Genomic DNA, 25,328 nt, shown 5'->3' on the forward strand with positions numbered 1-25,328 from the left:
AGGCTCACTCCTACAGGGGGCGGGGGTCAACCGTAAATCTTGAGCGCATCAATGAACCCTGTAGGAGTGAGCCTGCTCGCGATTGGGGACAACACTGAACCCAAATCAATCAGCGACGATTGGCCCAACGCTGTTTCAACCACTCTAGGTCTTCGGGCCGCGTAACCTTGAGGTTGTCCGATCGACCTTCAATCAAGCGCGGAGCCATACCCGCCCACTCCATCGCCGACGCTTCGTCGGTGATGACAGCGTCCGCCACCAGACTGTCCGCCAATGCCCGATGCAACGCCCCAAGGCGAAACATCTGCGGCGTGTAGGCCTGCCAGATCACACTGCGGTCCACGGTTTCGACCACACGACCGTGTTTGTCGACCCGTTTGAGCGTATCCCGAGCCGGAACCGCCAGCAGTCCACCGACCGGATCGTCAGCCAGCTCAGCCAGCAGCTTGTCCAGATCGTTGCGACTCAGGTTTGGCCGTGCGGCATCGTGAACCAACACCCAATCCTCATCATCGGCACCTTGGGCATGCAAATGCAGCAACGCGTTGAGCACCGATCCGGAACGCTCGGCGCCCCCCTCGACCCGTGCGATACGCGGATCGCCGGCAAGCGGCAGGTTCGGCCAATAAGGATCATCAACAGCAAGACTGACCACCAGGCCCTTCAGGCCAGGATGATCGAGGAAACAGCCGAGGCTGTGTTCGATAATAGTGCGCCCGCCCAGTTGCAAGTATTGCTTGGGACGGTCCGCGGCCATACGGGCACCGACGCCCGCGGCAGGAATCACGGCCCAGAAGGCCGGCAGTTCAAGGTTCATTGGGCCAGCTGGTAAAGGGTTTCACCGTCCTTGACCATGCCCAACTCATGGCGAGCCCGTTCTTCAACGGTCTCCATGCCTTTCTTCAACTCGCTGACTTCCGCGTCCATCACCCGATTACGTTCCAGCAATGTCTGGTTCTCGGCCTGCTGATCCGCAATCTGCTGGGTCAGCTCAGCCACTTGCGCCAGGCTGCCATTACCCACCCACAGGCGGTACTGCAGGCCAGCCAGCAACAGGAGCAAGACGAGAAACAACCAATTGGGACTGCGCATCGAATATCAGGTATCCAGTGGAAAAAGACAGCCATACCAAAACATGAAGCTACTGATAGCACGAAGCCTGGAAGAACCAGGCTTGTGCTTTCAAGGCATCAGATTAGTGGCAAAAACGTCGCTGCTGCGATTTTTCCGACACAATCCGGTGTCTTTTTTACCAGCTTACTATCAACCGCGGAATTCGCTGCGGCCGTTGTACTTGGCTTTACCGTTCAACTGCTCTTCGATACGCAGCAGTTGGTTGTACTTGGAAACGCGGTCGGAACGGCACAGGGAGCCGGTCTTGATCTGGCCAGCCGAAGTGCCCACGGCCAGGTCGGCAATGGTCGAATCTTCGGTTTCGCCCGAACGGTGCGAGATCACGGCGGTGTAACCGGCGGCCTTGGCCATCTGGATGGCTTCCAGGGTTTCGGTCAGGGTGCCGATCTGGTTGAACTTGATCAGGATCGAGTTGGCGATCTTCTTGTCGATGCCTTCTTTCAGGATCTTGGTGTTGGTCACGAACAGGTCGTCGCCTACCAGCTGAGTCTTCTCGCCGATCTTGTCGGTGAGGATTTTCCAGCCAGCCCAGTCGGACTCGTCCAGGCCATCTTCGATGGAGATGATCGGGTAACGCTCGGTCAGGCCTTTCAGATAGTCAGCGAAACCTTCAGCGGTGAACACCTGGCCTTCGCCGGACAGGTTGTACTTGCCGTCTTCGTAGAATTCGCTGGCCGCGCAATCCAGGGCCAGGGTCACGTCGGTGCCCAGGGTGTAACCGGCGTTGGCCACGGCTTCGGAGATCACTTTCAAAGCGTCTTCGTTGGAAGCCAGGTTAGGTGCGAAACCACCTTCGTCACCCACGGCAGTGCTCAGGCCACGGGCCTTCAGAACAGCCTTGAGGTGGTGGAAAATTTCGGTGCCCATGCGCAGGCCTTCCGAGAAAGACTTGGCGCCAACCGGCTGCACCATGAATTCCTGGATGTCGACGTTGTTATCGGCGTGCTCGCCACCGTTGATGATGTTCATCATCGGAACCGGCATCGAGTACACACCCGGGGTGCCGTTCAGGTTGGCGATGTGCGCGTACAGCGGCAGGTCCTGGTCCTGTGCTGCTGCCTTGGCCGCGGCCAGGGAAACGGCGAGGATCGCGTTGGCGCCCAGGGAACCTTTGTTTTCAGTACCGTCGAGCTTGATCATCGCCAGGTCGAGGGCTTTCTGGTCGCTTGGGTCCATGCCTTTCAACAGGTCTTTGATCGGACCGTTGATGTTGGCCACGGCCTTAAGTACGCCCTTGCCCAGGTAACGGCTCTTGTCGCCATCACGCAGCTCGAGCGCTTCACGCGAGCCAGTGGAAGCACCGGACGGCGCGCAAGCGCTGCCGATGATGCCGTTATCGAGAAGCACATCCGCTTCCACGGTGGGATTGCCACGGGAGTCGAGAACTTCACGACCTTTGATGTCGACGATTTTAGCCATTGTTGTAAACACTCCAAAGTTGACGAAAACGCTTTGTACCGCTCGATTTATAACTTGTGGGTCATATTACTTTTTGTAGGAGCTGGCTTGCCAGCGAAGGCGTTCTCGAAATCTCGGAAAGATTCGAGGGACCCTTCGCTGGCAAGCCAGCTCCTACGGGGAGAAATGAGGATTACGCGGTTTCTACCGTCGGAAAACTCTTCACCAATTCGTCCAGGGCTTTGAGCTGGGCCAGGAATGGCTCCAGTTTGTCCAGGCGCAAGGCGCAAGGGCCGTCGCATTTGGCGTTGTCCGGATCCGGGTGGGCTTCGAGGAACAGACCCGCCAGGGACTGGCTCATGCCGGCTTTCGCCAGGTCGGTGACCTGGGCGCGGCGACCACCGGCGGAGTCGGAACGACCGCCAGGCATTTGCAGCGCGTGGGTCACGTCGAAGAACACCGGGTATTCGAACTGCTTCATGATGCCGAAGCCGAGCATATCGACGACCAGGTTGTTGTAGCCGAAGCTCGAACCGCGCTCGCAGAGGATCAACTGATCGTTACCCGCTTCCACGCACTTGCTCAGGATGTGTTTCATTTCATGAGGTGCGAGGAACTGGGCTTTCTTGATGTTGATCACCGCCCCTGTCTTGGCCATCGCGACCACGAGGTCGGTCTGGCGCGACAGGAAGGCCGGCAGCTGGATGATATCGCAGACTTCAGCGACGACCGCGGCCTGCTCCGGCTCGTGGACGTCGGTGATGATCGGCACGCCAAAGGCTTGCTTGATGTCCTGGAAAATCCGCATGCCCTCTTCCAGGCCGGGGCCACGGTAAGAGGTCACGGAGGAACGGTTGGCCTTGTCGAAGCTGGCCTTGAACACGTAAGGGATACCCAGTTTCTGGGTAACCTTCACGTACTCTTCGCAGACCTGCATCGCCATGTCGCGGCTTTCCAGCACGTTCATGCCACCAAACAAAACCATTGGCTTGTCGTTGGCAATCTCGATATCGCCTACGCGGATGATCTTCTGCGCCATGGGGTTCAAGCCTTCTTCTGGTGTTGAGCCAAAGCTGCTTTGACGAAACCGCTGAACAATGGGTGACCGTCGCGAGGCGTCGAGGTGAACTCAGGGTGGAACTGGCAAGCGACGAACCATGGATGATCCGGGGCTTCAACCACTTCAACCAGCGCGCCATCACCGGAACGACCAGAGATTTTCAGGCCGGCTTCGATGATCTGCGGCAGCAGGTTGTTGTTCACTTCGTAGCGATGACGGTGACGCTCGACGATCACGTCCTTGCCGTAGCAGCCATGAACCAGGGAACCCGGCTCCAGCAGGCAATCCTGGGCGCCCAGGCGCATGGTGCCACCCAGATCGGACGCTTCGGTACGGGTTTCGACGGCGCCGGTGGCATCTTCCCACTCGGTGATCAGGCCCACGACCGGGTGACCGCTGGCGCGATCGAACTCGGTGGAGTTGGCGTCTTTCCAGCCCAGCACGTTACGAGCGAACTCGATCACGGCCACTTGCATGCCCAGGCAGATGCCCAGGTATGGAACCTTGTTTTCGCGAGCGTACTGGACGGCAGTGATCTTGCCTTCCACGCCACGCAGGCCGAAGCCGCCAGGGACCAGGATCGCGTCGACGCCTTCGAGCAGCGCAGTGCCCTGGTTCTCGATGTCTTCGGAATCGATGTAGCGCAGGTTGACCTTGGTGCGGTTGCTGATACCGGCGTGGCTCATCGCTTCGATCAGCGACTTGTACGCGTCCAGCAGTTCCATGTACTTGCCGACCATGGCGATGGTGACTTCGTGCTCAGGGTTGAGCTTGGCGTCAACCACGGCTTCCCATTCGGACAGGTCAGCACCGCCGCATTGCAGGCCGAAACGCTCGACGACGAAGTCGTCCAGGCCCTGGGAGTGCAGGATGCCCGGGATCTTGTAGATGGTGTCGGCGTCTTCCAGCGCGATCACCGCACGTTCTTCAACGTTGGTGAACTGCGCGATCTTGCGACGCGACGACACATCGATCGGGTGATCGGAGCGGCACACCAGCACGTCAGGTTGCAGGCCGATGGAACGCAGTTCCTTCACCGAGTGCTGGGTTGGCTTGGTCTTCGTTTCGCCGGCAGTGGCGATGTACGGCACCAGTGTCAGGTGCATCAGCATCGCGCGCTTGGCGCCGACTTCGAAACGCAGCTGGCGGATGGCCTCCAGGAACGGTTGCGACTCGATGTCACCCACGGTGCCACCGATCTCGACCATCGCCACGTCGGCATCGCCGGCGCCCTTGATGATGCGGCGCTTGATTTCGTCGGTGATGTGCGGAATCACCTGGATGGTTGCACCCAGGTAGTCACCACGGCGCTCTTTGCGCAGCACGTGCTCGTAGACACGGCCGGTGGTGAAGTTGTTGTTCTGGGTCATGGTCGTGCGGATGAACCGCTCGTAGTGGCCCAGGTCCAGGTCGGTCTCGGCGCCGTCGTGGGTGACGAACACTTCACCGTGCTGGAACGGGCTCATGGTGCCCGGGTCGACGTTGATGTACGGGTCCAGCTTCAGCATGGTGACCTTAAGTCCCCGCGCCTCCAGGATGGCCGCCAATGATGCCGATGCAATGCCTTTCCCCAAAGAAGAAACAACACCGCCCGTGACGAATATGTAGCGCGTCATGAAAAACCCTAGAAGTCTGCGTTAAAGCGGTCCGAGCCGCCGGGGAAAGCGAAGGAAGGCCGAAGCCCCCGATCACCTGCATTAATCACAGTGCACCTTTCAAAAAAACCGCCGCGTTGTGACAGACCGGGAAATGAAACACCGGTTCGTTGCTCGCTACACATTTTTTGGAATCGCCCAGCAAAGACTGCTTGGTAATCGGCAACTCCTGCAATTCAGGCGAATCCACAGAAGTTGTATCAAGAAGGGAGCGTAGTCTACCGGAAAGCCCCTTTCAGCTCAAACCTTGATCTTCGCCTGGTGTTTGCCAATGTAAATGCCAGTCACCTCGCGCCTTGCCGTCCAACCCCGACAGGTTCGCCACCGCCAGCAATTGCTCGCCCTTGTACAGCAGCGGCAATCTGCCGCGCACGAACAGCGGCACCGCGCTTTCATTGAGCAACCGCTTGAGGTCGCGATGCCCTCGACCGGGCAGATCCATCACCTCGCCTCCCTCACGATAGCGGATCTGCAGCGTACCTGTGGGGAATTGCCCACCACTGAGCGTGAGCACGCCGTTATCGGGCAACGCCAACGGTTGCGCGGGTTCAAGCCATGCTCCAGGCGCCGGTACCGCACGCAACCAGGCACCGGACAACCACCAGATACGCCCGCCCGCCCGATGCAATTCGCCATCGGCCAGGCGCCAGATCGGCCGAGCGTCGCCGGTAGCATCGCGCAAATCGAGCCAACCCGACCAATGGTCACTGTCCGGCAGTCGGGTCAGGGGTTCGAGCCAGTGGCTGAGCGCATTGCGCTGGCGAGCGGCGGAGAGTTTTTCCAGGGGTGCCAGTTCCAACGACGGCAGACCCAGCCAATCGAAATCACTTGGCGTGCTTGCCTGGCTCAAGTCGATTTGCGCAAGATCATCGAGCAATGCCTGCGCTTCACTGAGATGCGCAGCACTGCGAGCCATGGTTGCCAGCGCCTGTGGCCAACGTTGAGTCAACGTCGGGAGCACCTGATGACGCAGGTAATTGCGCGAGAACTGCCGATCCTGGTTGGAAGGATCCTCGATCCAGCTCAGCTTGTGTTCCGACGCATAGGCCTCAAGCTCGGCGCGGGTAACCTCGAGCAAGGGCCGTAGCAGATGCCCTTTACCCAGCGGGCGCTGGCGTGGCATCCCTGACAACCCCCTCACACCGGCTCCACGCAACAGGCGAAACAGCAAGGTTTCCGCCTGATCGTCCCGATGCTGAGCCGTCAGAAGCACTTCATTGCCTTGAATGGCCTCACTGAACGCCGCATAACGCGCATCGCGCGCGGCACGCTCAAGGCTGGCGCCGGGTTGCACCCGGACGCGAATCACCTGTAACGGCACGCCCAGCGACTCGCATACGGACCGACAATGCTCCGGCCACGCGTCGGCCACAGCCTGAAGGCCGTGATGGACATGGATGGAGCTCAGCGCGGGCAGGGATTCGGTTTTGGCGAGGCGTGCGAGTAGGTGCAGGAGGACGGTGGAGTCGAGGCCACCGGAGAATGCGATGCGCCAGGTTGCGGCGTTGCGCCAGGGCGCAAGATTAAGCAGAAGCCTGGAAGGCAAATCAATCACTGGCCGACTCATAGCGCTCCCTTTGCGCAAAACAAATGTGGGAGCGAGCCTGCTCGCGATAGCGGTGTAACAGCCAACCTATTAGTTGAATGTTAAGCCGCCATCGCGAGCAGGCTAGCTCCCACATGGGTGCTGCGTGATCGTCTTAGAGGCCGTAGCTCATCAGACGCTCGTAACGACGGTCGAGCAGCGCCTTGTGGTCGAGCTTCTTGAGCATCGCCAGTTGCGTGCTCAGTTCGGCACGGATCGAGGCAGCCGCAGCCGCCGGATCACGGTGTGCGCCACCCAGGGGCTCGCCGATCACTTTGTCCACGATACCCAGGCCCTTGAGGCGCTCGGCGGTGATGCCCATGGCTTCAGCGGCGTCCGGGGCTTTCTCGGCGGTTTTCCACAGGATCGATGCGCAACCTTCCGGCGAGATCACCGCGTAGGTCGAGTACTGCAGCATGTTCAGCTGATCGCAAACACCGATCGCCAGCGCACCGCCGGAACCACCTTCACCGATCACGGTGGCGATGATTGGGGTTTTCAGGCGAGCCATCACGCGCAGGTTCCAGGCAATCGCTTCGCTCTGGTTGCGCTCTTCCGCGTCGATGCCCGGGTAGGCGCCCGGGGTGTCGATGAAGGTCAGGATCGGCATCTTGAAACGTTCGGCCATTTCCATCAGGCGGCAGGCCTTGCGGTAGCCTTCCGGACGCGGCATGCCGAAGTTACGGCGGACCTTCTCGCGTACTTCACGGCCTTTCTGATGGCCGATTACCATCACAGGCTGATCCTCGAGACGGGCAATACCACCGACGATGGCGGCGTCGTCGGAGAAGTGACGGTCACCATGCAGCTCATCGAACTCGGTGAAGATGTGTTCGATGTAGTCCAGGGTATATGGACGCTTCGGGTGACGCGCCAGACGCGCGATCTGCCAGCTGGTCAGCTTGCCGAAGATGTCTTCGGTCAACGTGCTGCTCTTGTCCTGCAGGCGGGAGATCTCATCGCCGATATTCAGCGAATTGTCATTACCGACCAAGCGCAACTCTTCGATCTTGGCTTGCAGGTCGGCGATCGGCTGTTCGAAATCCAGAAAATTCGGGTTCATAGGCGTCCGTCTTGGGTCGGCGTCCAAGGGAGCTTGGGCCGGCCGGTTGTCTATTCGCGCCCTACCATAAGGGACAGGCGCGTTCAGGTCGAGATTAAAAATTCTGCTCAAGCCCAGGGTTGCGTAATGCCACCCTGACCTTAACGGTATTGGAGGAAGACGTTGTCTCGCCCGAACTGGTCACGCAGGGCTTGAATCAACGCATCCGCCGGGTCGATTCGCCAGCCTTCGCCGAACTGCAGCAAGGCTTTCGCATCGGGACTGGTGTAGTCCATGGTGATCGGGCACGCACCGCGGTGACGCTTCAACAGTTCACCCAGCCAGCGTAGCTGATCGCCCTTGAGATCCTTGGCATGCAGTTTCAGGCGCAGGCTTTCGGCCAGGTTGGTGCGCGCATCTTCCATGCTCATCACCCGCTTGACCCGCAACCGCAGGCCGCCGGAGAAGTCGTCGTTGCTGACTTCGCCCTCGACCACCACCATCGCATCGGTCTGCAACAGCGATTGCGCGGAATGGAACGCATCGGCGAACAACGACGCTTCGATCCGCCCTGAACGGTCGTCGAGGGTGATGAAGCCCATCTTGTCGCCCTTTTTGTTCTTCATCACCCGCAAGGCGATGATCATGCCAGCAACGGTCTGGGTGTCGCGCGCCGGTTTCAGGTCGATGATGCGCTGACGGGCGAAACGGCGGATTTCGCCTTCGTATTCGTCGATCGGGTGACCGGTCAGGTACAGGCCCAGGGTGTCTTTCTCGCCCTTGAGCCGTTCCTTGAGGGTCAGTTCCTTGGCCTTGCGATGATTGGCGTAGACGTCGGCGTCTTCTTCCACGAACAGCCCGCCAAACAGGTCGGCATGGCCGCTGTCATGGGTGCGGGCGGTTTGCTCGGCGGCCTTGATCGCCTCTTCCATCGCGGTCAGCAAGACCGCGCGGTTGCGGTCGATATTGGCCTGGTAGGCTTTGGCTTCGTCGTGAAAATACGGCCCCAGGCGATCCAGTGCACCGCTGCGGATCAAGCCATCGAGGGTGCGCTTGTTGATGCGCTTGAGGTCGACCCGGGCGCAAAAATCGAACAGGTCCTTGAACGGACCGTCCTGGCGCGCCTCGGTGATAGCCTCCACCGGGCCCTCGCCCACACCCTTGATCGCGCCCAGGCCGTAGATGATCCGGCCCTCGTCGTTCACCGTGAACTTGAACTCGGAAGTGTTCACGTCCGGCGCATCGAGACGCAGCTTCATCGTGCGCACTTCTTCGATCAAGGTCACGACCTTGTCGGTGTTGTGCATGTCCGCCGAAAGTACCGCTGCCATGAACGGCGCCGGGTAGTGCGCTTTCAGCCACGCGGTCTGGTACGACACCAGGCCATAGGCCGCGGAGTGGGATTTGTTGAAGCCATAACCGGCGAATTTTTCCACCAGGTCGAAAATGTTACCGGCAAGGTCCGCATCGATGTTGTTGGTGGCGCAACCTTCAATGAAACCGCCGCGCTGCTTGGCCATTTCCTCGGGCTTTTTCTTACCCATCGCCCGACGCAGCATGTCCGCACCGCCGAGGGTGTAGCCAGCCATGACCTGGGCAATCTGCATCACCTGTTCCTGATACAGGATGATGCCGTAGGTCGGGGCCAATACCGGCTTGAGGCCTTCGTACTGGTAGTCCGAGTGCGGGTACGCCAGTTCGGCGCGACCGTGCTTACGGTTGATGAAGTCGTCCACCATGCCCGATTGCAGCGGGCCCGGACGGAACAGCGCCACCAGTGCGATCAAGTCTTCCAGGCAGTCGGGCTTGAGCTTTTTGATCAGCTCCTTCATGCCGCGCGACTCGAGCTGGAACACCGCGGTGGTTTCGGCTTTCTGCAGCAGGGTATAAGTCGGTTTGTCATCCAGCGGGATGAACGCGATGTCCAGCGGCGGCTCGTTGACCTTGGCGCGATCACGGTTGATGGTTTTCAGCGCCCAGTCGATGATCGTCAGGGTCCGCAGGCCGAGGAAGTCGAACTTCACCAGGCCGGCCGCCTCAACGTCGTCCTTGTCGAACTGGGTTACCAGGCCATCGCCGGCTTCGTCGCAATAGATCGGCGAGAAGTCAGTCAGCTTGGTCGGCGCGATTACCACGCCACCGGCGTGCTTGCCGACGTTACGCACAACGCCCTCAAGCTTGCGGGCCATCTCCCAGATTTCCGCCGCTTCTTCATCGACCTTGATGAAGTCCCGCAGGATTTCTTCCTGCTCGTAGGCCTTTTCCAGGGTCATGCCGACTTCGAACGGGATCATCTTCGACAGGCGGTCCGCCAGGCCGTAGGACTTGCCCTGCACCCGCGCCACGTCGCGCACCACCGCTTTCGCCGCCATGGAACCGAAGGTGATGATCTGGCTTACCGCGTTGCGGCCATATTTTTCGGCCACATAGTCGATCACCCGGTCGCGACCGTCCATGCAGAAGTCGACGTCGAAGTCGGGCATGGAGACCCGCTCCGGGTTAAGGAAACGCTCGAACAGCAGGTCATATTCAAGCGGGTCGAGGTCGGTGATCTTCTGCACATAGGCCACCAGCGATCCGGCACCCGACCCCCGGCCAGGACCCACCGGCACGCCGTTGTTCTTGGCCCACTGGATAAAGTCCATCACGATCAGGAAGTAACCGGGGAAGCCCATCTGGATGATGATATCCAGCTCGAAATTCAGCCGGTCGACATAGACCTGGCGCTTGGCTTCATAGTCTTCAGTGGTGTCCTTGGGCAACAGGACGGAAAGCCGCTCTTCGAGGCCATCGAACGAAACTTTGCGGAAATACTCATCGATGGTCATGCCATCGGGGATCGGGAAGTTGGGCAGGAAGTGCGTGCCCAGCTTGACCTCGATGTTGCAACGCTTGGCGATCTCGACGGTGTTTTCCAGCGCCTCGGGAATGTCGCTGAACAGCTCGGCCATTTCCTCGGCACTTTTGAGGTATTGCTGATCGCTGTAGTTCTTCGAGCGCCGCGGATCGTCGAGGGCCCGGCCCTCACCGATGCACACGCGGGTTTCGTGGGCGGCGAAATCTTCCTGCTTGATGAAGCGCACATCGTTGGTCGCAACCAGCGGTGCGCCGATTTTCTCGGCCAGCGCCACGGCGCCGTGCAGTTGCTCTTCATCGTTGGGGCGGTTGGTGCGCTGGATTTCCAGATAGAAGCGATCCGGAAACACGGTCATCCATTCACGCGCCAGGTTTTCCGCTTCATCCGGGTTGCCGCTGAGCATGGCCTGGCCGATTTCACCCTCTTTCGCAGCCGATAGCATGATCAGGCCGTCGCTGGCTTCGGCCACCCATTCGCGCTCGATGATGATCGAGCCATTGCGCTGACCGTCGATGAAACCGCGAGAGATCAATTCGGTGAGGTTGCGATAACCCGCGGCATTCATCACCAGCAGGCTGATCCGGCTCAGGGGGTTGTCCGGGTCCTTGTTAGACAGCCACAGGTCGGCGCCGCAGATCGGCTTGATCCCGGCACCCATGGCGTTTTTATAGAATTTGACCAGGGAACACATGTTGTTCTGGTCAGTGACCGCTACGGCAGGCATGTTCATGCCGACCAGGGTCTTGACCAGCGGCTTGATCCGCACCAGACCGTCGACCAGGGAGTATTCAGTGTGCAGGCGCAGGTGAACGAATGAAGCCGGCATAGTGATCCTGTCTGTGAACGTGAAGACAACAAGGCCCGGATTGTACCGGGCCTTGGTAGAAAAAATCAGCTTTGGGACTAACTCTCGATCAGGCTTTCCCGAGCCTCATACGCCTGTCGTACTGGGGCAAACGAGCGCCGGTGAATCGGCGTCGGGCCCAAGCGTGCCAGGGCTTCCAGATGAACGGGAGTCGGGTAGCCTTTGTGTCCGCCGATGCCGTAACCGGGGTAGATCAATTCGAAAGCAGCCATTTCACGGTCACGACTGACCTTGGCCAGGATCGATGCCGCGGCGATGGCTGGCACCTTGCTATCGCCCTTGACCACCGCTTCGGCGCGCATCGGCAATTTCGGGCAACGGTTGCCGTCGATCATCGCCAGTTTCGGCTGGACGTGCAGGCCGGCGACCGCGCGCTGCATGGCCAGCATGGTGGCGTGGAGGATGTTCAGCTCGTCGATTTCTTCGACTTCCGCGCGGGCGATGCACCAGCACAGGGCTTTTTCGCAGATTTCGTCGTAGAGCTTTTCGCGGCGGGCCTCGGTGAGCTTCTTCGAGTCATTGAGACCAAGGATCGGACGATTCGGATCGAGAATCACAGCCGCCGTCACTACCGCGCCGCATAGCGGACCGCGACCGACTTCGTCGACACCGGCAACCAATTCTTCGACTTCAGCGACCAAGGTGAAATCCAGCCCCATCTGCATGCTTTTTTTACTCATTTTACCGGGTCGATCAAGTTCAGCACTGCATCTGCAGCCTGGTTGGAGGCATCCAGACGAAGGGTCCGGTGAATTTCATCAAAACCGCGGGTCTGCTCTTCGCCACCCTCGATCAGCGGCGACAGGGTCTGGGCCAGCGCTTCGACCGTGGCCTCGTCCTGCAACAACTCGGGCACCAAAAGGCGTTGGGCCAGCAGGTTCGGCAAGGACACGTACGGGCTTTTCACCATGCGTTTGAGAATCCAGAACGTCAGCGGTGCCAGGCGATAGGCAACGACCATCGGCCGCTTGTACAACAAGGCTTCAAGCGTTGCCGTACCGGAGGCAATCAGCACGGCATTGCAGGCCGCCAAAGCCAGATGGGACTTGCCGTCGAGCAAGGTCAGCGGCAAATCGCGACCGGCCAACAGTTCTTCAAGCTGCGCCCGGCGTTGCGGGTTGGCACAAGGCACTACAAACCGCACACCGGGGCGCAGCGCCCGCAGGCGTTGGGCCGTATCGAGAAACAAGGCACCGAGACGGCCAACTTCGCCGCCACGACTGCCGGGCATCAGCGCAACCAGCGGCCCGTCAGGCAATCCCAGTTCGGCCCGCGCAGCAGCGCGGTCGGCTTCCAGGGGAATGGCATCGGCCAAGGTATGCCCGACAAACCGCACCGGCACGCCTTTCTCTTCGTAGAATTTCGCTTCGAACGGGAACAGCGTGAGCATCAGGTCGCAACCTTCGCGAATCTTCAGCACGCGCTTCTGCCGCCACGCCCAGACCGACGGGCTGACGTAGTGCACGGTCTTGATCCCGGCCTGCCGCAGCTTGAGCTCGATATTGAGGTTGAAGTCCGGGGCGTCGATACCGATGAATACGTCGGGCTTCGCGGCGATCAGGTCGGCTACCAGCTTTTTGCGGCGCTTGAGCAATTCACGCAAGCGGCCCAGTACTTCCACCAGGCCCATGACCGACAGGCGTTCCATGGGGAAATAGGACGTCAGGCCTTCGGCCTGCATCAATGGGCCGCCGACACCGATGAACTCGACCGCCGGATGGCGCGCCTTGAGCGCACGCATCAGGCCCGCGCCCAGAATGTCGCCGGAAGCCTCGCCCGCCACCAGCGCAATACGCAGATTGGCCATGATTAGCGGGTGATGCCGCGGGTCGAGGACTGTATGGAATCGCGGAACACCGCCACTTCCGGGAACTGGGCAGAGGATTCGGCCAATTCGGCGAGCGCTTGCTCAACCGTGAGCCCCTGGCGATAGACCACCTTGTAGGCGCGACGCAGGGCGTGGATGGCGTCTTCGCTGAAACCGCGACGGCGCATGCCTTCGAAGTTCATGCTGCGGGCTTCGGCCGGGTTGCCGAACACCGTGACATAGGCCGGGACGTCCTTGCCAATGGCGGTGCCCATGCCGGAAAAGCTGTGGGCGCCGATGTGGCAATACTGGTGAACCAGGGTAAAACCGGACAGGATCGCCCAGTCCTCCACGTGCACATGGCCGGCCAGGGCCGTGTTGTTGACCAGGATGCAGTGGTTGCCGATGACGCTGTCGTGACCGATGTGCGCATAGGCCATGATCAGGTTGTGATCGCCCAGGGTCGTTTCCGAGCGATCCTGAATGGTCCCACGGTGAATCGTCACGCCTTCGCGGATGACATTGTGGTCACCGATCACCAGGCGGGTTTCTTCGCCTTTGTATTTCAGATCGGGCGTGTCCTCACCTACCGAGGAAAACTGGTAGATACGGTTGTGCTTCCCGATTCGGGTCGGGCCTTTGAGAATCACGTGCGGCCCGATTACCGTTCCCTCGCCGATTTCCACACCTGCGCCGACGATCGACCACGGGCCGACCTCGACACCGTCAGCCAGGACGGCTGTCGGATCGATGATTGCGCGAGGGTCGATCAAACTCATAGTTTGCGTTCCGCGCAGATGATTTCAGCAGAGCAGACCGGCTTGCCATCGACCGAAGCCTGGCACTCGAACTTCCAGATCTGACGCTTGCAGCTGATAAACTTGGCTTCAAGGATCAACTGATCACCCGGCAGTACAGGCTGGCGGAAGCGCAGCTTGTCGGAACCGACGAAGTAGTAAAGGGTGCCATCGGCCGGTTTCACGTCGAGCATTTTGAAACCAAGGATCCCGGCAGCCTGAGCCATCGCTTCGATGATCAGTACGCCCGGCATGATTGGATGCGCAGGAAAGTGACCATTGAAGAACGGTTCGTTGATGCTGACATTCTTGTAGGCGCGAATGCGCTTGCCTTCCACGTCCAGATCCACGACCCGGTCCACCAGCAGGAACGGGTAACGGTGAGGCAGGTATTCGCGAATCTCGTTGATGTCCATCATTTCGGGGGGAAGCCTATGTAAAGATTGGGAGCGCGCGACTGACGCACACTCCGCTAGCAAATCAAGGACGCAGTCTAGCGGCTGTGCACACTTGATATGGAAATGGTATCAGCCATCTGATGAAGCATTACCGCCAGGGGTCACTTCCCCTGCTTGCTTTTCCAGCTGTCGCAGACGCCGCGCGATGTCATCGAGCTGACGAATACGTGCCGCGCTTTTGCGCCATTCGGCGGCTGGCTGCATCGCCGTTCCGGAGGAATAGGCACCCGGCTCGGTGATCGAGTGGGTCACCATGGTCATCCCGGTGATGAAAACGTTGTCGCAAATGTCGATATGCCCCACCAGCCCTACGCCACCGGCGAGCATGCAGTGCTTGCCGATCTTGGTGCTGCCGGAGATGCCCACGCACGCCGCCATGGCGGTGTGATCACCTACCTGGACGTTGTGGGCGATCTGAATCTGGTTGTCGAGCTTCACGCCGTTACCAATGATGGTATCAGCCAGCGCACCGCGGTCGATGGCGGTATTCACGCCAATTTCCACGTCGTCGCCGACCAGCACACCACCGATCTGGGCGATTTTTTGCCAGATGCCTTTCTCGTTGGCAAAGCCAAAACCTTCACCACCGAGCACTGCACCGGACTGAATCACCACCCGCTTGCCGACGCGCACGTCGTGATACAGCGTGACGCGCGGTGCCAGCCAGCCGCCCTCGCCAACGATGCTACGGGCACCGATGAAGCAGTGCGCACCCACGGTCGTACCGGCGGCAATATGCGCTCCGCTTTCGATGACCGCAAATGCACCGACACTCGCCGCCGGGTCGACCACCGCATCCGCTGCAATCACAGCCGTCGGGTGCACACCGGCTACCGCCTTGGGCTTGGGATCGAACAGATGGGATATACGCGCGTACGCTGCGTAAGGATCAGGCACCACCAATGCATCGCCGGCAAAACCTTCGGCGTCAGCGGCCTTGAGCAACAACGCTGCCGCCTGGCTGCCTGCCAGGTATTTACGGTATTGGGGGTTTGCGAGAAAGCTCAACTGAGTTGGGCCAGCCTCCTGCAAGGTGGCTAGCCCAGTAATTGCTTTCTCCGGGTCGCCACGTAGCGTGGCGCCGAGGAACTCGGCCAGCTGGCCGAGCTTAATGGTCACGGTCATGGATTACTTCAGCTGATTCATGCGCTCGATAACCTGGCGCGTGATGTCGTACTGAGGCTTGACATCAATCACTGCACCACGCTCGAAGACCAGGTCAAAAGCACCTTTCTTGATGACTTCTTCCACAGCGCTGTCCAGTTTCGGCTTGAGCTGCTTCAGCATTTCACGGTCGGCAACGGCTTTGGCTTCGTTCAGCTCCTTGGACTGGAACTGGAAGTCACGTGCCTTTTGCTTGAACTCAAGCTCCAGACGCTCGCGCTCGCCTTGCTGCATTTTGTCACCACCGGCCATCAGGCGATCCTGGATGCCCTTGGCGCTGCTTTCCAGGGTCTTGAGCTTGCTCAGCTGAGGACCGAATTTCTTCTCGGCATCCACGGCGTATTTCTTGGCCGCATCCGATTCCAGCAGGGCCATCTGATAGTTCAGAACGGCGATTTTCATGTCGGCAAATGCCGGACCTGCAACCAGTACGGAAGCCAGGAGAACCAATTGAGTCAACTTACGCACGATGCACTCCTACAAAATCCATTGTCGTTATCTTGGGGCAGACGCTTAGAACGTCTGACCGAGGGAGAATTGGAACACTTGAGTTTCAGCGTCATCCGGTTTCTTGACTGGCATGGCCAACGCAAAACTCAGAGGACCCAGTGCGGTGACCCAGGTCACACCCACACCGACGGAACTGGCCATATTGCTCAGACTGATGTCGTTGCACTTGGTGTTGGACTTCGTGCCATCAGCGTTTGTGGTATCGGAGCACGACGAATCGAATACGTTACCCACATCCCAGAATACCGAAGTGCGCAGGGAACGTTGATCCTTGACGAATGGCAGAGGGAACAGAACTTCCACACCACCCTGGATCAGCACGTTACCACCGAACGGCAGCGGATCCTGGTCCGGGTCGAGCGCCGTGCCAGGGTTCTTGCCGGTACTTGGCGTACTGCGAGGACCCAAAGTGCTGTCCTTGAAGCCACGAACCGAGTTGAAACCACCAGCATAGTAGTTTTCATAGAATGGCAAGCCATCGGTCGAACCGTAACCATCGCCATAACCCAATTCGGTATGCAGGCGCATGGTGTAGTTGTCGCTCAGCGGCTGGAACAACTGGCCACGGTAGTCGAGCTTGAAGAACGACAGGTCGCTGCCTGGCGTGGTGGTTTCCAGCACGAGGCTCTGGGAGTGGCCACGGGTCGCCAGTACACCTTTGTTCAAGGTCGACTCGGACCAGCCGGCCGACGCCTTGAAGTTCAGGTATTTGTCGCCTTCCTTGTTAACGAAGTCGAAGATCTCGTCAACGGTATACACACCGGTCTTGATCTCGTCCTGCTGGGCCGTCAGGCCGAAGGTCAGGCGCGAAGTCTCGCTGATCGGGTAGCCGACGCTCACGCCTGCACCCAGGCTGTCCACGGCATAGCTGGCCACGTCGACGTCGAGGTCGTCGTAGTCAGTTGTACGATAGAAGGCGTTGTAACCCAGGCTCACGCCATCGGCAGTCCAGTAGGGGTCGACATAACCGAAGTTGTAGCGACTCTGGTATTCACTGCGGGTCAAGCCGATGCTGACCTTGTTACCGGTACCGAGGAAGTTGTTCTGGGTGATCGAACCACCGAGGATCAGGCCCGCGCTCTGGGCGAAACCGACGCTGGCGGTAATCGAACCGGACGCCTGTTCTTCCACGCTGTAGTTGACGTCTACCTGGTCATCGACACCCGGTACGGCCGGGGTTTCAACGTTGACTTCCTTGAAGAAGCCCAGGCGTTCCAGACGGGTCTTGGACTGGTCGATCAGGTAAGTCGACGCCCAGCCACCTTCCATCTGGCGCATTTCACGGCGCAGCACTTCGTCTTCCGACTTGGTGTTGCCACGGAAGTTGATGCGGTTCACATAGGCACGCTTGCCTGGATCCACGGCGAAAGTGATGTCTACCGTGTGGTCGTCATCGTGGGGCTGAGGTACGCCGTTGACGTTGGCGAAGGTGTAACCCTCGTTACCCAGGCGGCGGGTGATCAGTTCGGACGTGGTGGTCATCAGCTTGCGCGAGAACACTTGGCCTTTCTGCACCAGCAGCAGGGACTTGACCTGGTCTTCAGGGACTTTCAGGTCACCGCTGAGCTTCACGTCACGAACGGTGTACTTGTCACCTTCGTTGATGTTGACGGTGATGTAGACGTGCTTCTTGTCCGGAGTGATGGACACCTGGGTCGAAGCGATATCCATGTTGATGTAGCCGCGGTCCAGGTAGTAGGAACGGAGGCGCTCCAGGTCACCGGAGAGTTTTTCACGGGCGTACTTGTCATCGTTCTTGAAGAACGACAGCCAGTTGGTGGTCTTGAGTTCGAACAGGTCGATCAGGTCTTCATCAGGGAAGACGGTGTTGCCTACCACGTTGATGTGCTGGATAGCTGCAACGGTGCCTTCGTTGATGTTGACCTTCAGGCCAACGCGGTTGCGCGGTTGCGGCACCACTTCGGTGTCGACGGTCGCCGAGTAGCGGCCCTGGGCGACGTACTGGCGTTGCAGTTCGTTACGTACACCTTCGAGGGTGGCGCGCTGGAAGATCTCGCCTTCGGCCAGGCCGGATTGCTTGAGGCCCTTCATCAGGTCTTCAGTGGAGATCGCCTTGTTGCCTTCGATCTCGATACTGGCAACCGACGGACGTTCGACTACCGTAATGACCAGGACGTTGCCATCGCGGCCCAGCTGGATATCTTGAAAGAACCCGGTTTTGAACAGCGCACGAGTGGATTCCACCAGGCGTCGATCATCCGCCTGTTCACCGACGTTCAACGGCAAAGCACCAAAGACGCTACCCGCGGAGACCCGCTGGAGGCCATTGACGCGAATATCAGAGATAGTGAAGGACTCGGCGTGAACTTCGGCGATCATCAATACGGTGAGAACCGCAGTTAGCAGCAGACGTTTCATGAAGTCCTTTCTTATTCCAACTGGCAATAAACAAACTGCCGCAAAATGCGGCAGGTTCGCAATTCAGCGAAGCGTTACAGTCGACCCAGATCATTGACCAGAGCAAGCAACATCACCCCAATCACCAAACTGATGCCGATCTGTATCCCCCAACCTTGCACCCGATCCGACAAGGGACGACCACGCGCCCACTCAATCAGATAAAACAACAAATGCCCCCCATCCAGCACAGGAATGGGCAGCAAATTCAGAACACCCAGGCTAATACTCAGATAAGCAAGGAAATTCAGGAAATCAGCGACGCCCGACTGGGCCGAAGCGCCCGCCACTTTAGCAATGGTTATCGGTCCACTCAAGTTTTTTACCGAGAGCTCACCGAACAACATTTTCTTCAGCGAATCGAGGGTCAGCAGGCTCATCGTCCAGGTGCGTCGAGCCCCTTCCCCCACGGCGGCCAACGGCCCGTAACTGACTTCGCGAATCATCTCCGGTGGCCAATCGACCGCTTTTACGCCCGCCCCGAGGTAACCGGTAGGGGCCTTGCTTTCGCCACGGGCAGCCAACATCACAGGGACGTCGATTTGAGCACCGTCACGCTCGACCCGCAGCATGATTTTGGTATCAGGATGCATACGGACCGTATCGACGACCTGTTGCCAGTCATCCACCGCCTTGCCATCTACCGCCAACAGCCGGTCACCGGTCTTCAGGCCAGCAGCCTGGGCCGGGCCTTTGGGATCCAGCTCAGCCAGCACGGGCGGCAATGCCGGGCGCCATGGACGAATACCCAGCGAACGAATCGGATCCGGCTCATCAGCACCCTTGAGCCACTTGTCCAGCACCAGCTCGCGAGGCGAATCCACTGTGGATCCCTGCTCACGAACCAGCAATTGCAGGGAGCCGCTTTCACCCAGGCGACGGACCAGTTGCAGATTGACCGCCGCCCAACCGGAAGTGGGTTCGCCGTCGATGGCAATGATTTCCTGGCCTGCGCCCAGCCCAGCCTTGGCAGCAAGGCTACCGGACTCGACGGCGCCGATGACCGGGCGTACCTGCTCGGTACCGAGCATCGCCAACGCCCAGAAAAACACCATCGCCAACAAAAAGTTGGCAATCGGCCCTGCCGCCACGATCGCAATGCGCTGGCGCACCGATTTACGGTTGAAGGATTGATCGAGCTGATCGGCCGGCACTTCGCCTTCACGCTCGTCGAGCATTTTCACGTAGCCGCCCAACGGAATGGCAGCCACCACGAATTCAGTACCCTGCTTGTCGTGCCAGCGCAGCAGCGGCATGCCAAAGCCTACGGAGAAACGCAGCACCTTGACCCCACAGCGACGCGCGACCCAAAAATGGCCGAACTCGTGGAAGGTAACCAGCACACCCAAAGCGACCAGGGTGCCGACAATCATATAGAGCGCGCTCATCTATTTTCTCCGCATTCCTAATCCAGTCCTGCATGGGCCGGCGCATTGCAACACTTACCGCCCGTGACGACTCAACCATTGCTCGGCCAGTACACGCGCCTTGGCGTCCGCCGTGAACACTGCCTCAAGATCATTCACTACAACCACAGGCTCGAGATTGAGTACTTCTTCGATGATACTCGCGATTTCCAGGTAACGAACCCGTCCGTCGAGAAAGGCCGCCACAGCGACTTCATTTGCCGCATTCAACATCGCCGGAGCGCTGTTGCCCGCCTCGGCTGCCTGACGGGCCAGGCGCAGGCACGGGAATCGATCTTCATCAGGCGCCTGGAAGTCCAGGCGCGCGACGGCAAACAGGTCCAGCGGCGGCACGCCGGAGTCAATTCGCTCGGGCCAGGCCAGTGCATTGGCAATCGGCGTGCGCATGTCCGGATTGCCCAACTGGGCCAATACCGAGCCATCGATGTAGTCGACCAGCGAATGAATCACACTTTGTGGGTGAATCACCACCTCAACCTGGGACGGCTTGGCATCGAACAGCCAGCAGGCCTCGATCAATTCAAGCCCTTTGTTCATCATGCTGGCCGAATCGACCGAGATCTTGCGCCCCATCGACCAATTAGGGTGGGCGCAGGCCTGCTCGGGCGACACATGCGCCAGCTCAGCCATGGGGGTCTGCCGGAACGGACCGCCAGAGGCGGTCAGCAGGATCCGGCGCACACCGACCGCCTCCAGACCACGGGCAAAATCCCGGGGCATGCACTGGAAAATCGCATTGTGCTCACTGTCGATCGGCAGCAACACCGAACCGCTCTTGCGCACAGCCTGCATGAACAACGCGCCGGACATGACCAGCGCTTCCTTGTTGGCCAGGAGAATCTTCTTGCCGGCCTCGACGGCCGCCAGGGTCGGGCGCAAGCCCGCCGCGCCGACAATGGCTGCCATGACCGCATCGACTTCAGGGGCGGCAGCCACCTGGCACAACCCCTCCTCCCCCACCAGGACCCGAGTCGACAGGCCTGCGGCGCGCAGATCATCCTGCAAGCCGCGGGCAGCTGCGAGTTCAGGCACCACGGCAAACTGCGGGGCGTGACGCACGCACAGCGCCAGCAGCTCGCTCAGGCGGCTGAAACCGCTCAAGGCGAAGACTTGATAGCGCTCAGGGTGGCGGGCGATGACATCCAGGGTGCTCAAACCGATCGAGCCCGTGGCCCCCAGGACGGTAATCTGCTGAGGGCGGCTCACGGTGCAGCCATCCACAACAGCACCGCAAACACCGGGATCGCCGCGGTCAGGCTATCGATGCGATCCAGCACGCCGCCATGCCCCGGCAGCAGATTGCTGCTGTCTTTAATCCCGGACTGGCGCTTGAACATGCTTTCGGTGAGGTCACCCACCACCGAGACGAACACGATCAGCGCCGCGCCGATCAAGCCCTTGAACAATTGCGCCACGGTCCAGTCACGCACCAGGGCAACCAGGGTAGTGATCACCAGGCTCAAGGCCAGGCCGCCGTACACGCCTTCCCAGCTTTTGCCCGGGCTGACCTGCGGCGCCAGCTTGCGCTTGCCGAAAGCACGTCCGGAGAAATAAGCACCGATATCGGCACCCCAGACCAGCACCATCACCGCCATGATCAGCCAGTTACCCAGCGGGTACTGCTTGATCTGTACCAGGCCTTGCCAGGCCGGCAACAGGATCAGCACGCCGATCACCAGCTTGCAGGCGGCGCTCGCCCAATGCTCGCTGGAGCGCGGGTAGGTCAGCACCAGATAGGTCGCTACCGCCCACCAGATCACCGAAGCACCCAACACCCATGGCGCGAGACCAGGCAGGATGTACATGACGAACAGCATCAATGCGACGACGGCGGCATAGCCGACACGAAACGCTTGAGCAGTGAAACCAGCCAGGCGCGCCCACTCCCAGGCACCCAGGGTCACGACCAGGCCGATGAACAGCGCAAAAGCGGAACCCTCCAGCAGAAAAAACCCACACAGGGCAATCGGCAGCAGGATCAGCGCGGTGATGATTCGTTGTTTAAGCATTAAACCCGGGCTCCAGCCTCGACCTGCTCGCTCGTTTTACCGAAGCGGCGCTGGCGAGATGCGAAATCGGCCAGCGCATTGCGCATGGCATCGTGTTTGAAGTCCGGCCAGAACAGGTCGGAGAAGTACAACTCGGCGTAGGCCAGTTGCCACAGCAGGAAGTTACTGATGCGATGTTCGCCACCGGTACGGATGCACAGGTCCGGCAACGGCAGGTCGCCGGTGGCCAGGCAGGTTTGCAGCAGCTGCGGGGTGATGTCTTCCGGGCGCAGATGCCCGGCCTGAACTTCACGTGCCAGGCGCTGTGCGGCTTGTGCGATATCCCACTGACCACCGTAGTTGGCGGCGATCTGCAGGACGAAGCGATTGGTGCCAGCCGTCATGGCCTCGGCCTCACGCATGGCAGCCTGGAGTTCGGGGTGGAAGCGCGAGCGGTCGCCAATAATGCGCAAGCTGATGTTGTTGTCGTTGAGGCGCTTGGCCTCTCGACGCAATGCCTTGAAGAACAGATCCATCAAGGCACTGACTTCATCGGCTGGACGCTGCCAGTTCTCACTGGAGAACGCGAACAGGGTCAACACCTCGACTCCTGCCTCGGCACACACCTCGATGACCGCGCGCACCGCATCCACACCCGCTTTATGCCCGGCGACACCCGGCATAAAGCGTTTTTTCGCCCAGCGATTATTACCATCCATGATGATCGCGACATGGCGCGGCACCGTGGACGGTGCAACCTGCTTGGTCTTTTCCATGAAAACGCGACCCTTATACGGCCATCAGGTCTTTTTCTTTCTGCGCCAGGTTCGCGTCGATTTGAGCCACGTACTTCTTGGTCAGGTCATCGATTTCGCCAGTTGCGCGACGCTCTTCGTCTTCGCTGATTTCCTTTTCCTTGACCAGATCCTTGAGCTGGCTGTTGGCATCGCGACGGATGTTGCGCACGGCAACCCGGGCATCCTCAGCCACGTCACGCGCCTGCTTGGTGAAGCCCTTGCGGGTTTCCTCGGTCAGGGCCGGCATGGAGATCAGCAGCAACTCGCCCAGGTTGGTCGGGTTGAGGTTCAGGCCGGCACTGCCGATGGCCTTGTCTACCGCGCCCAGCATGTTGCGCTCAAAGGCAACGACTTGCAGGGTACGCGCGTCCTTGACGGTGATGTTCGCCACTTGCTTGATCGGGGTATCGGCACCGTAGTACGGAACCATCACACCTTCCAGGATGCTTGGGTGCGCCTGGCCGGTACGGATACGACCGAAGTTGTGCGCCAGCGATTCCACGGACTTCTGCATGCGCTCTTGAGCGTCTTTCTTGATTTCGTTGATCATTGTTGGCCTTCCTCGATCAGGGTCCCTTCAGCGCCACCATGCACGATGTTCAGCAGGGCGCCGGGCTTGTTCATGTTAAATACGCGCAACGGCATCTTGTGGTCGCGGCACAGGCAAATAGCCGTCAGATCCATCACGCCCAGCTTGCGATCCAGCACTTCATCGTAGGTCAGATGATCGAACTTCTCGGCATGCGGGTCCTTGAATGGGTCAGCGGTGTAGACGCCATCGACCTTGGTTGCCTTGAGCACGACATCGGCGTCGATTTCAATTGCACGCAGGCAGGCAGCCGAATCCGTGGTGAAGAACGGGTTGCCGGTACCGGCCGCGAAAATTACCACATCCTTGGAGTTCAGGTGGCGCATGGCCTTGCGGCGATCGTAGTGATCGGTCACGCCAACCATGGAAATAGCCGACATCACGATGGCCGAGATATTGGCACGTTCCAGCGCGTCGCGCATGGCCAGGGCGTTCATCACAGTGGCCAGCATGCCCATGTGGTCGCCCGTGACGCGGTCCATGCCGGCCTTGCTCAGCGCTTCGCCGCGGAACAGGTTGCCGCCGCCGATCACCAGACCAACCTGGACACCGATACCGACCAGCTGGCCGACTTCCAGCGCCATGCGATCCAGAACTTTCGGATCGATCCCGAACTCTTCCGAGCCCATCAGGGCCTCGCCGCTAAGCTTGAGTAGAATGCGTTTATAGCGAGCCTGATAACCACTGCCCTGCTGAGCCATTGCGAATCTCTCCTGCGGCGTATTTTAAAAAAATTCTTTGCGAGCTGTTTTCAGCTGGCGTTCACTCTAGCGTGGCGCTGCTTCAGCGCCATCGGAACATGGCTTTGTAAGCCAGTTCCAAACGGAAACCAATAAAAATTGGCAACCCATCTGAAAAGAGGCTGCGCGCGTGAGCGGGCAGCCTCTTCAGGGCGACAGTTAAAAAACCGTCTTATTGCTTGGCGGCAGCCAGCTGTGCAGCAACTTCTTCAGCGAAGTTGTCTACTGGCTTCTCGATGCCTTCGCCAACCTTGAAGTAGGTGAAGGAAACGATTTCAGCGCCGGCTTTCTTGGCCAGGGCGCCTACGGTAACTTCCGGGTTCATGACGAAAGCCTGCTCAACCAGGCTGGCTTCGGCCAGGAACTTGGTGATACGACCAGCAATCATCTTCTCGACGATTTCAGCTGGCTTGCCTTTCATCTTGTCTTCGTTCAAGGACAGGAAAACGCCCTTTTCACGCTCGATGGCTTCTGGCGAAACCTGCGATGGCAGCAGGAACTCAGGGTTGCTTGCAGCCACGTGCATGGCGATCTCTTTGGCCAGCTGAACATCGCCGCCCTTGAGAACAACAGCAACACCGATCTTGTTACCGTGCAGGTAAGTACCGACCACGTCACCTTCTACGCGAACCAGGCGACGGATGTTGACGTTTTCGCCAACTTTGGCCACCAGGGCTTCACGAGCCGATTCCTGAGCGGCGATCAGCGGAGCTGCGTCGGTCAGTTTTTCGGCGAAGGCTTTTTCTACGCTGGCAGCAACGAAGTTCTTGAAGTCGTCTTGCAGGGCCAGGAAGTCGGTCTGCGAGTTCACTTCCAGCAGTACGGCAGACTTGTCGTCGGCCTTGATGGCGATGGCGCCTTCAGCGGCAACGTTGCCCGCTTTCTTGGCAGCCTTGATGGCGCCCGAAGCACGCATGTCATCAATGGCTTTTTCGATGTCGCCGCCGGCCTTGGTCAAGGCCTTTTTGCAGTCCATCATGCCTTCGCCGGTACGCTCGCGCAGTTCTTTGACCAACGCTGCAGTAATCTCTGCCATT

General features: G+C 59.5%; 22 protein-coding genes. All 22 read right to left on the reverse strand.

From position 1 onward, the window contains the following. Window positions 1–109: 109 nt before the first annotated feature. Entirely contained in the window at window positions 110–817 is a 708-nt protein-coding gene (gene ispD, locus HFK74_RS09355; RefSeq protein WP_180203249.1) for a 2-C-methyl-D-erythritol 4-phosphate cytidylyltransferase, read from the reverse strand. After that, complete coding sequence (ftsB, locus tag HFK74_RS09360; RefSeq protein WP_008057335.1) at window positions 814–1,092, reverse strand: cell division protein FtsB; 279 nt, start codon at window positions 1,090–1,092, stop codon at window positions 814–816. The genes ispD and ftsB overlap by 4 nt, the downstream gene beginning before the upstream one ends. 171 nt (window positions 1,093–1,263) lie before the next feature. Then, window positions 1,264–2,553, reverse strand: a complete 1,290-nt coding sequence (gene eno / locus HFK74_RS09365) for a phosphopyruvate hydratase (protein ID WP_008057334.1) — start codon at window positions 2,551–2,553, stop codon at window positions 1,264–1,266. 172 nt (window positions 2,554–2,725) lie between these two features. After that, window positions 2,726–3,571 (reverse strand): 3-deoxy-8-phosphooctulonate synthase, encoded by an 846-nt coding sequence (gene kdsA, locus HFK74_RS09370; RefSeq protein ID WP_180203250.1) that lies wholly within the window; start codon window positions 3,569–3,571, stop codon window positions 2,726–2,728. A gap of 5 nt (window positions 3,572–3,576) precedes the next feature. Continuing rightward, on the reverse strand, window positions 3,577–5,208 hold the full coding sequence (locus tag HFK74_RS09375; RefSeq protein ID WP_008057332.1) for a CTP synthase: 1,632 nt from the start codon (window positions 5,206–5,208) through the stop codon (window positions 3,577–3,579). Between the two features lie 274 nt (window positions 5,209–5,482). Next, a complete protein-coding gene (gene tilS, locus HFK74_RS09380; RefSeq protein ID WP_180203251.1) occupies window positions 5,483–6,814 on the reverse strand; it encodes a tRNA lysidine(34) synthetase TilS in 1,332 nt (443 codons plus the stop codon). 133 nt (window positions 6,815–6,947) lie between these two features. Then, window positions 6,948–7,895, reverse strand: a complete 948-nt coding sequence (locus HFK74_RS09385) for an acetyl-CoA carboxylase carboxyltransferase subunit alpha (RefSeq protein ID WP_008057327.1) — start codon at window positions 7,893–7,895, stop codon at window positions 6,948–6,950. A 140-nt stretch (window positions 7,896–8,035) separates the two neighbouring features. Continuing rightward, window positions 8,036–11,557, reverse strand: a complete 3,522-nt coding sequence (dnaE, locus tag HFK74_RS09390) for a DNA polymerase III subunit alpha (protein WP_180203252.1) — start codon at window positions 11,555–11,557, stop codon at window positions 8,036–8,038. Window positions 11,558–11,634: 77 nt separating this feature from the next. Next, window positions 11,635–12,261, reverse strand: a complete 627-nt coding sequence (gene rnhB / locus HFK74_RS09395) for a ribonuclease HII (protein WP_180203319.1) — start codon at window positions 12,259–12,261, stop codon at window positions 11,635–11,637. Between the two features lie 11 nt (window positions 12,262–12,272). After that, window positions 12,273–13,403 carry a lipid-A-disaccharide synthase gene (lpxB, locus tag HFK74_RS09400; protein WP_180203253.1) on the reverse strand — a complete coding sequence of 377 codons (1,131 nt, stop codon included), beginning with the start codon at window positions 13,401–13,403 and terminating at the stop codon, window positions 12,273–12,275. Between the two features lie 2 nt (window positions 13,404–13,405). Beyond that, a complete protein-coding gene (gene lpxA, locus HFK74_RS09405) occupies window positions 13,406–14,182 on the reverse strand; it encodes an acyl-ACP--UDP-N-acetylglucosamine O-acyltransferase (RefSeq protein ID WP_180203254.1) in 777 nt (258 codons plus the stop codon). After that, a complete protein-coding gene (fabZ, locus tag HFK74_RS09410) occupies window positions 14,179–14,619 on the reverse strand; it encodes a 3-hydroxyacyl-ACP dehydratase FabZ (RefSeq protein ID WP_007940511.1) in 441 nt (146 codons plus the stop codon). Before fabZ ends, lpxA begins: the two co-directional genes overlap by 4 nt. A 108-nt stretch (window positions 14,620–14,727) precedes the next feature. Next, window positions 14,728–15,783 (reverse strand): UDP-3-O-(3-hydroxymyristoyl)glucosamine N-acyltransferase, encoded by a 1,056-nt coding sequence (gene lpxD / locus HFK74_RS09415; protein WP_180203255.1) that lies wholly within the window; start codon window positions 15,781–15,783, stop codon window positions 14,728–14,730. Between the two features lie 3 nt (window positions 15,784–15,786). Then, window positions 15,787–16,290: an OmpH family outer membrane protein gene (locus tag HFK74_RS09420; protein WP_008057318.1), complete on the reverse strand. Its 504-nt coding sequence runs from the start codon at window positions 16,288–16,290 to the stop codon at window positions 15,787–15,789. Window positions 16,291–16,335: 45 nt separating this feature from the next. After that, window positions 16,336–18,711, reverse strand: coding sequence for an outer membrane protein assembly factor BamA (gene bamA / locus HFK74_RS09425; RefSeq protein WP_180203256.1), 2,376 nt, complete (start codon window positions 18,709–18,711; stop codon window positions 16,336–16,338). Between the two features lie 74 nt (window positions 18,712–18,785). Continuing rightward, window positions 18,786–20,138: a sigma E protease regulator RseP gene (rseP, locus tag HFK74_RS09430; RefSeq protein WP_180203257.1), complete on the reverse strand. Its 1,353-nt coding sequence runs from the start codon at window positions 20,136–20,138 to the stop codon at window positions 18,786–18,788. A 54-nt stretch (window positions 20,139–20,192) separates the two neighbouring features. Further along, the gene (gene ispC / locus HFK74_RS09435) at window positions 20,193–21,383 is read right to left on the reverse strand and encodes a 1-deoxy-D-xylulose-5-phosphate reductoisomerase (protein WP_180203258.1); all 1,191 of its coding nucleotides are present in this window, start codon (window positions 21,381–21,383) and stop codon (window positions 20,193–20,195) included. Beyond that, complete coding sequence (locus HFK74_RS09440; protein WP_180203259.1) at window positions 21,380–22,186, reverse strand: phosphatidate cytidylyltransferase; 807 nt, start codon at window positions 22,184–22,186, stop codon at window positions 21,380–21,382. Before HFK74_RS09440 ends, ispC begins: the two co-directional genes overlap by 4 nt. Continuing rightward, window positions 22,186–22,941, reverse strand: coding sequence for a polyprenyl diphosphate synthase (gene uppS / locus HFK74_RS09445; RefSeq protein ID WP_180203260.1), 756 nt, complete (start codon window positions 22,939–22,941; stop codon window positions 22,186–22,188). Before uppS ends, HFK74_RS09440 begins: the two co-directional genes overlap by 1 nt. Before the next feature lie 13 nt (window positions 22,942–22,954). Beyond that, window positions 22,955–23,512, reverse strand: coding sequence for a ribosome recycling factor (frr, locus tag HFK74_RS09450; RefSeq protein ID WP_008057309.1), 558 nt, complete (start codon window positions 23,510–23,512; stop codon window positions 22,955–22,957). After that, complete coding sequence (gene pyrH, locus HFK74_RS09455; protein WP_003222124.1) at window positions 23,509–24,252, reverse strand: UMP kinase; 744 nt, start codon at window positions 24,250–24,252, stop codon at window positions 23,509–23,511. The genes frr and pyrH overlap by 4 nt, the downstream gene beginning before the upstream one ends. Before the next feature lie 211 nt (window positions 24,253–24,463). Further along, window positions 24,464–25,327 (reverse strand): translation elongation factor Ts, encoded by an 864-nt coding sequence (gene tsf / locus HFK74_RS09460; RefSeq protein WP_008057308.1) that lies wholly within the window; start codon window positions 25,325–25,327, stop codon window positions 24,464–24,466. Window position 25,328 lies beyond the last annotated feature (1 nt).

This window comes from Pseudomonas sp. SbOxS1 (assembly GCF_013416725.1).
Lineage (GTDB): Bacteria > Pseudomonadota > Gammaproteobacteria > Pseudomonadales > Pseudomonadaceae > Aquipseudomonas.

Bases quoted from the DNA above. Each gene is read 5' to 3' on its own strand.
- ispD (WP_180203249.1), bottom strand. From the start codon at position 817: ATGAACCTTGAACTGCCGGCCTTCTGGGCCGTGATTCCTGCCGCGGGC.
- ftsB (WP_008057335.1), bottom strand. From the start codon at position 1,092: ATGCGCAGTCCCAATTGGTTGTTTCTCGTCTTGCTCCTGTTGCTGGCT.
- eno (WP_008057334.1), bottom strand. From the start codon at position 2,553: ATGGCTAAAATCGTCGACATCAAAGGTCGTGAAGTTCTCGACTCCCGT.
- kdsA (WP_180203250.1), bottom strand. From the start codon at position 3,571: ATGGCGCAGAAGATCATCCGCGTAGGCGATATCGAGATTGCCAACGAC.
- HFK74_RS09375 (WP_008057332.1), bottom strand. From the start codon at position 5,208: ATGACGCGCTACATATTCGTCACGGGCGGTGTTGTTTCTTCTTTGGGG.
- tilS (WP_180203251.1), bottom strand. From the start codon at position 6,814: ATGAGTCGGCCAGTGATTGATTTGCCTTCCAGGCTTCTGCTTAATCTT.
- HFK74_RS09385 (WP_008057327.1), bottom strand. From the start codon at position 7,895: ATGAACCCGAATTTTCTGGATTTCGAACAGCCGATCGCCGACCTGCAA.
- dnaE (WP_180203252.1), bottom strand. From the start codon at position 11,557: ATGCCGGCTTCATTCGTTCACCTGCGCCTGCACACTGAATACTCCCTG.
- rnhB (WP_180203319.1), bottom strand. From the start codon at position 12,261: ATGCAGATGGGGCTGGATTTCACCTTGGTCGCTGAAGTCGAAGAATTG.
- lpxB (WP_180203253.1), bottom strand. From the start codon at position 13,403: ATGGCCAATCTGCGTATTGCGCTGGTGGCGGGCGAGGCTTCCGGCGAC.
- lpxA (WP_180203254.1), bottom strand. From the start codon at position 14,182: ATGAGTTTGATCGACCCTCGCGCAATCATCGATCCGACAGCCGTCCTG.
- fabZ (WP_007940511.1), bottom strand. From the start codon at position 14,619: ATGATGGACATCAACGAGATTCGCGAATACCTGCCTCACCGTTACCCG.
- lpxD (WP_180203255.1), bottom strand. From the start codon at position 15,783: ATGACCGTGACCATTAAGCTCGGCCAGCTGGCCGAGTTCCTCGGCGCC.
- bamA (WP_180203256.1), bottom strand. From the start codon at position 18,711: ATGAAACGTCTGCTGCTAACTGCGGTTCTCACCGTATTGATGATCGCC.
- rseP (WP_180203257.1), bottom strand. From the start codon at position 20,138: ATGAGCGCGCTCTATATGATTGTCGGCACCCTGGTCGCTTTGGGTGTG.
- HFK74_RS09440 (WP_180203259.1), bottom strand. From the start codon at position 22,186: ATGCTTAAACAACGAATCATCACCGCGCTGATCCTGCTGCCGATTGCC.
- uppS (WP_180203260.1), bottom strand. From the start codon at position 22,941: ATGGAAAAGACCAAGCAGGTTGCACCGTCCACGGTGCCGCGCCATGTC.
- frr (WP_008057309.1), bottom strand. From the start codon at position 23,512: ATGATCAACGAAATCAAGAAAGACGCTCAAGAGCGCATGCAGAAGTCC.
- pyrH (WP_003222124.1), bottom strand. From the start codon at position 24,252: ATGGCTCAGCAGGGCAGTGGTTATCAGGCTCGCTATAAACGCATTCTA.
- tsf (WP_008057308.1), bottom strand. From the start codon at position 25,327: ATGGCAGAGATTACTGCAGCGTTGGTCAAAGAACTGCGCGAGCGTACC.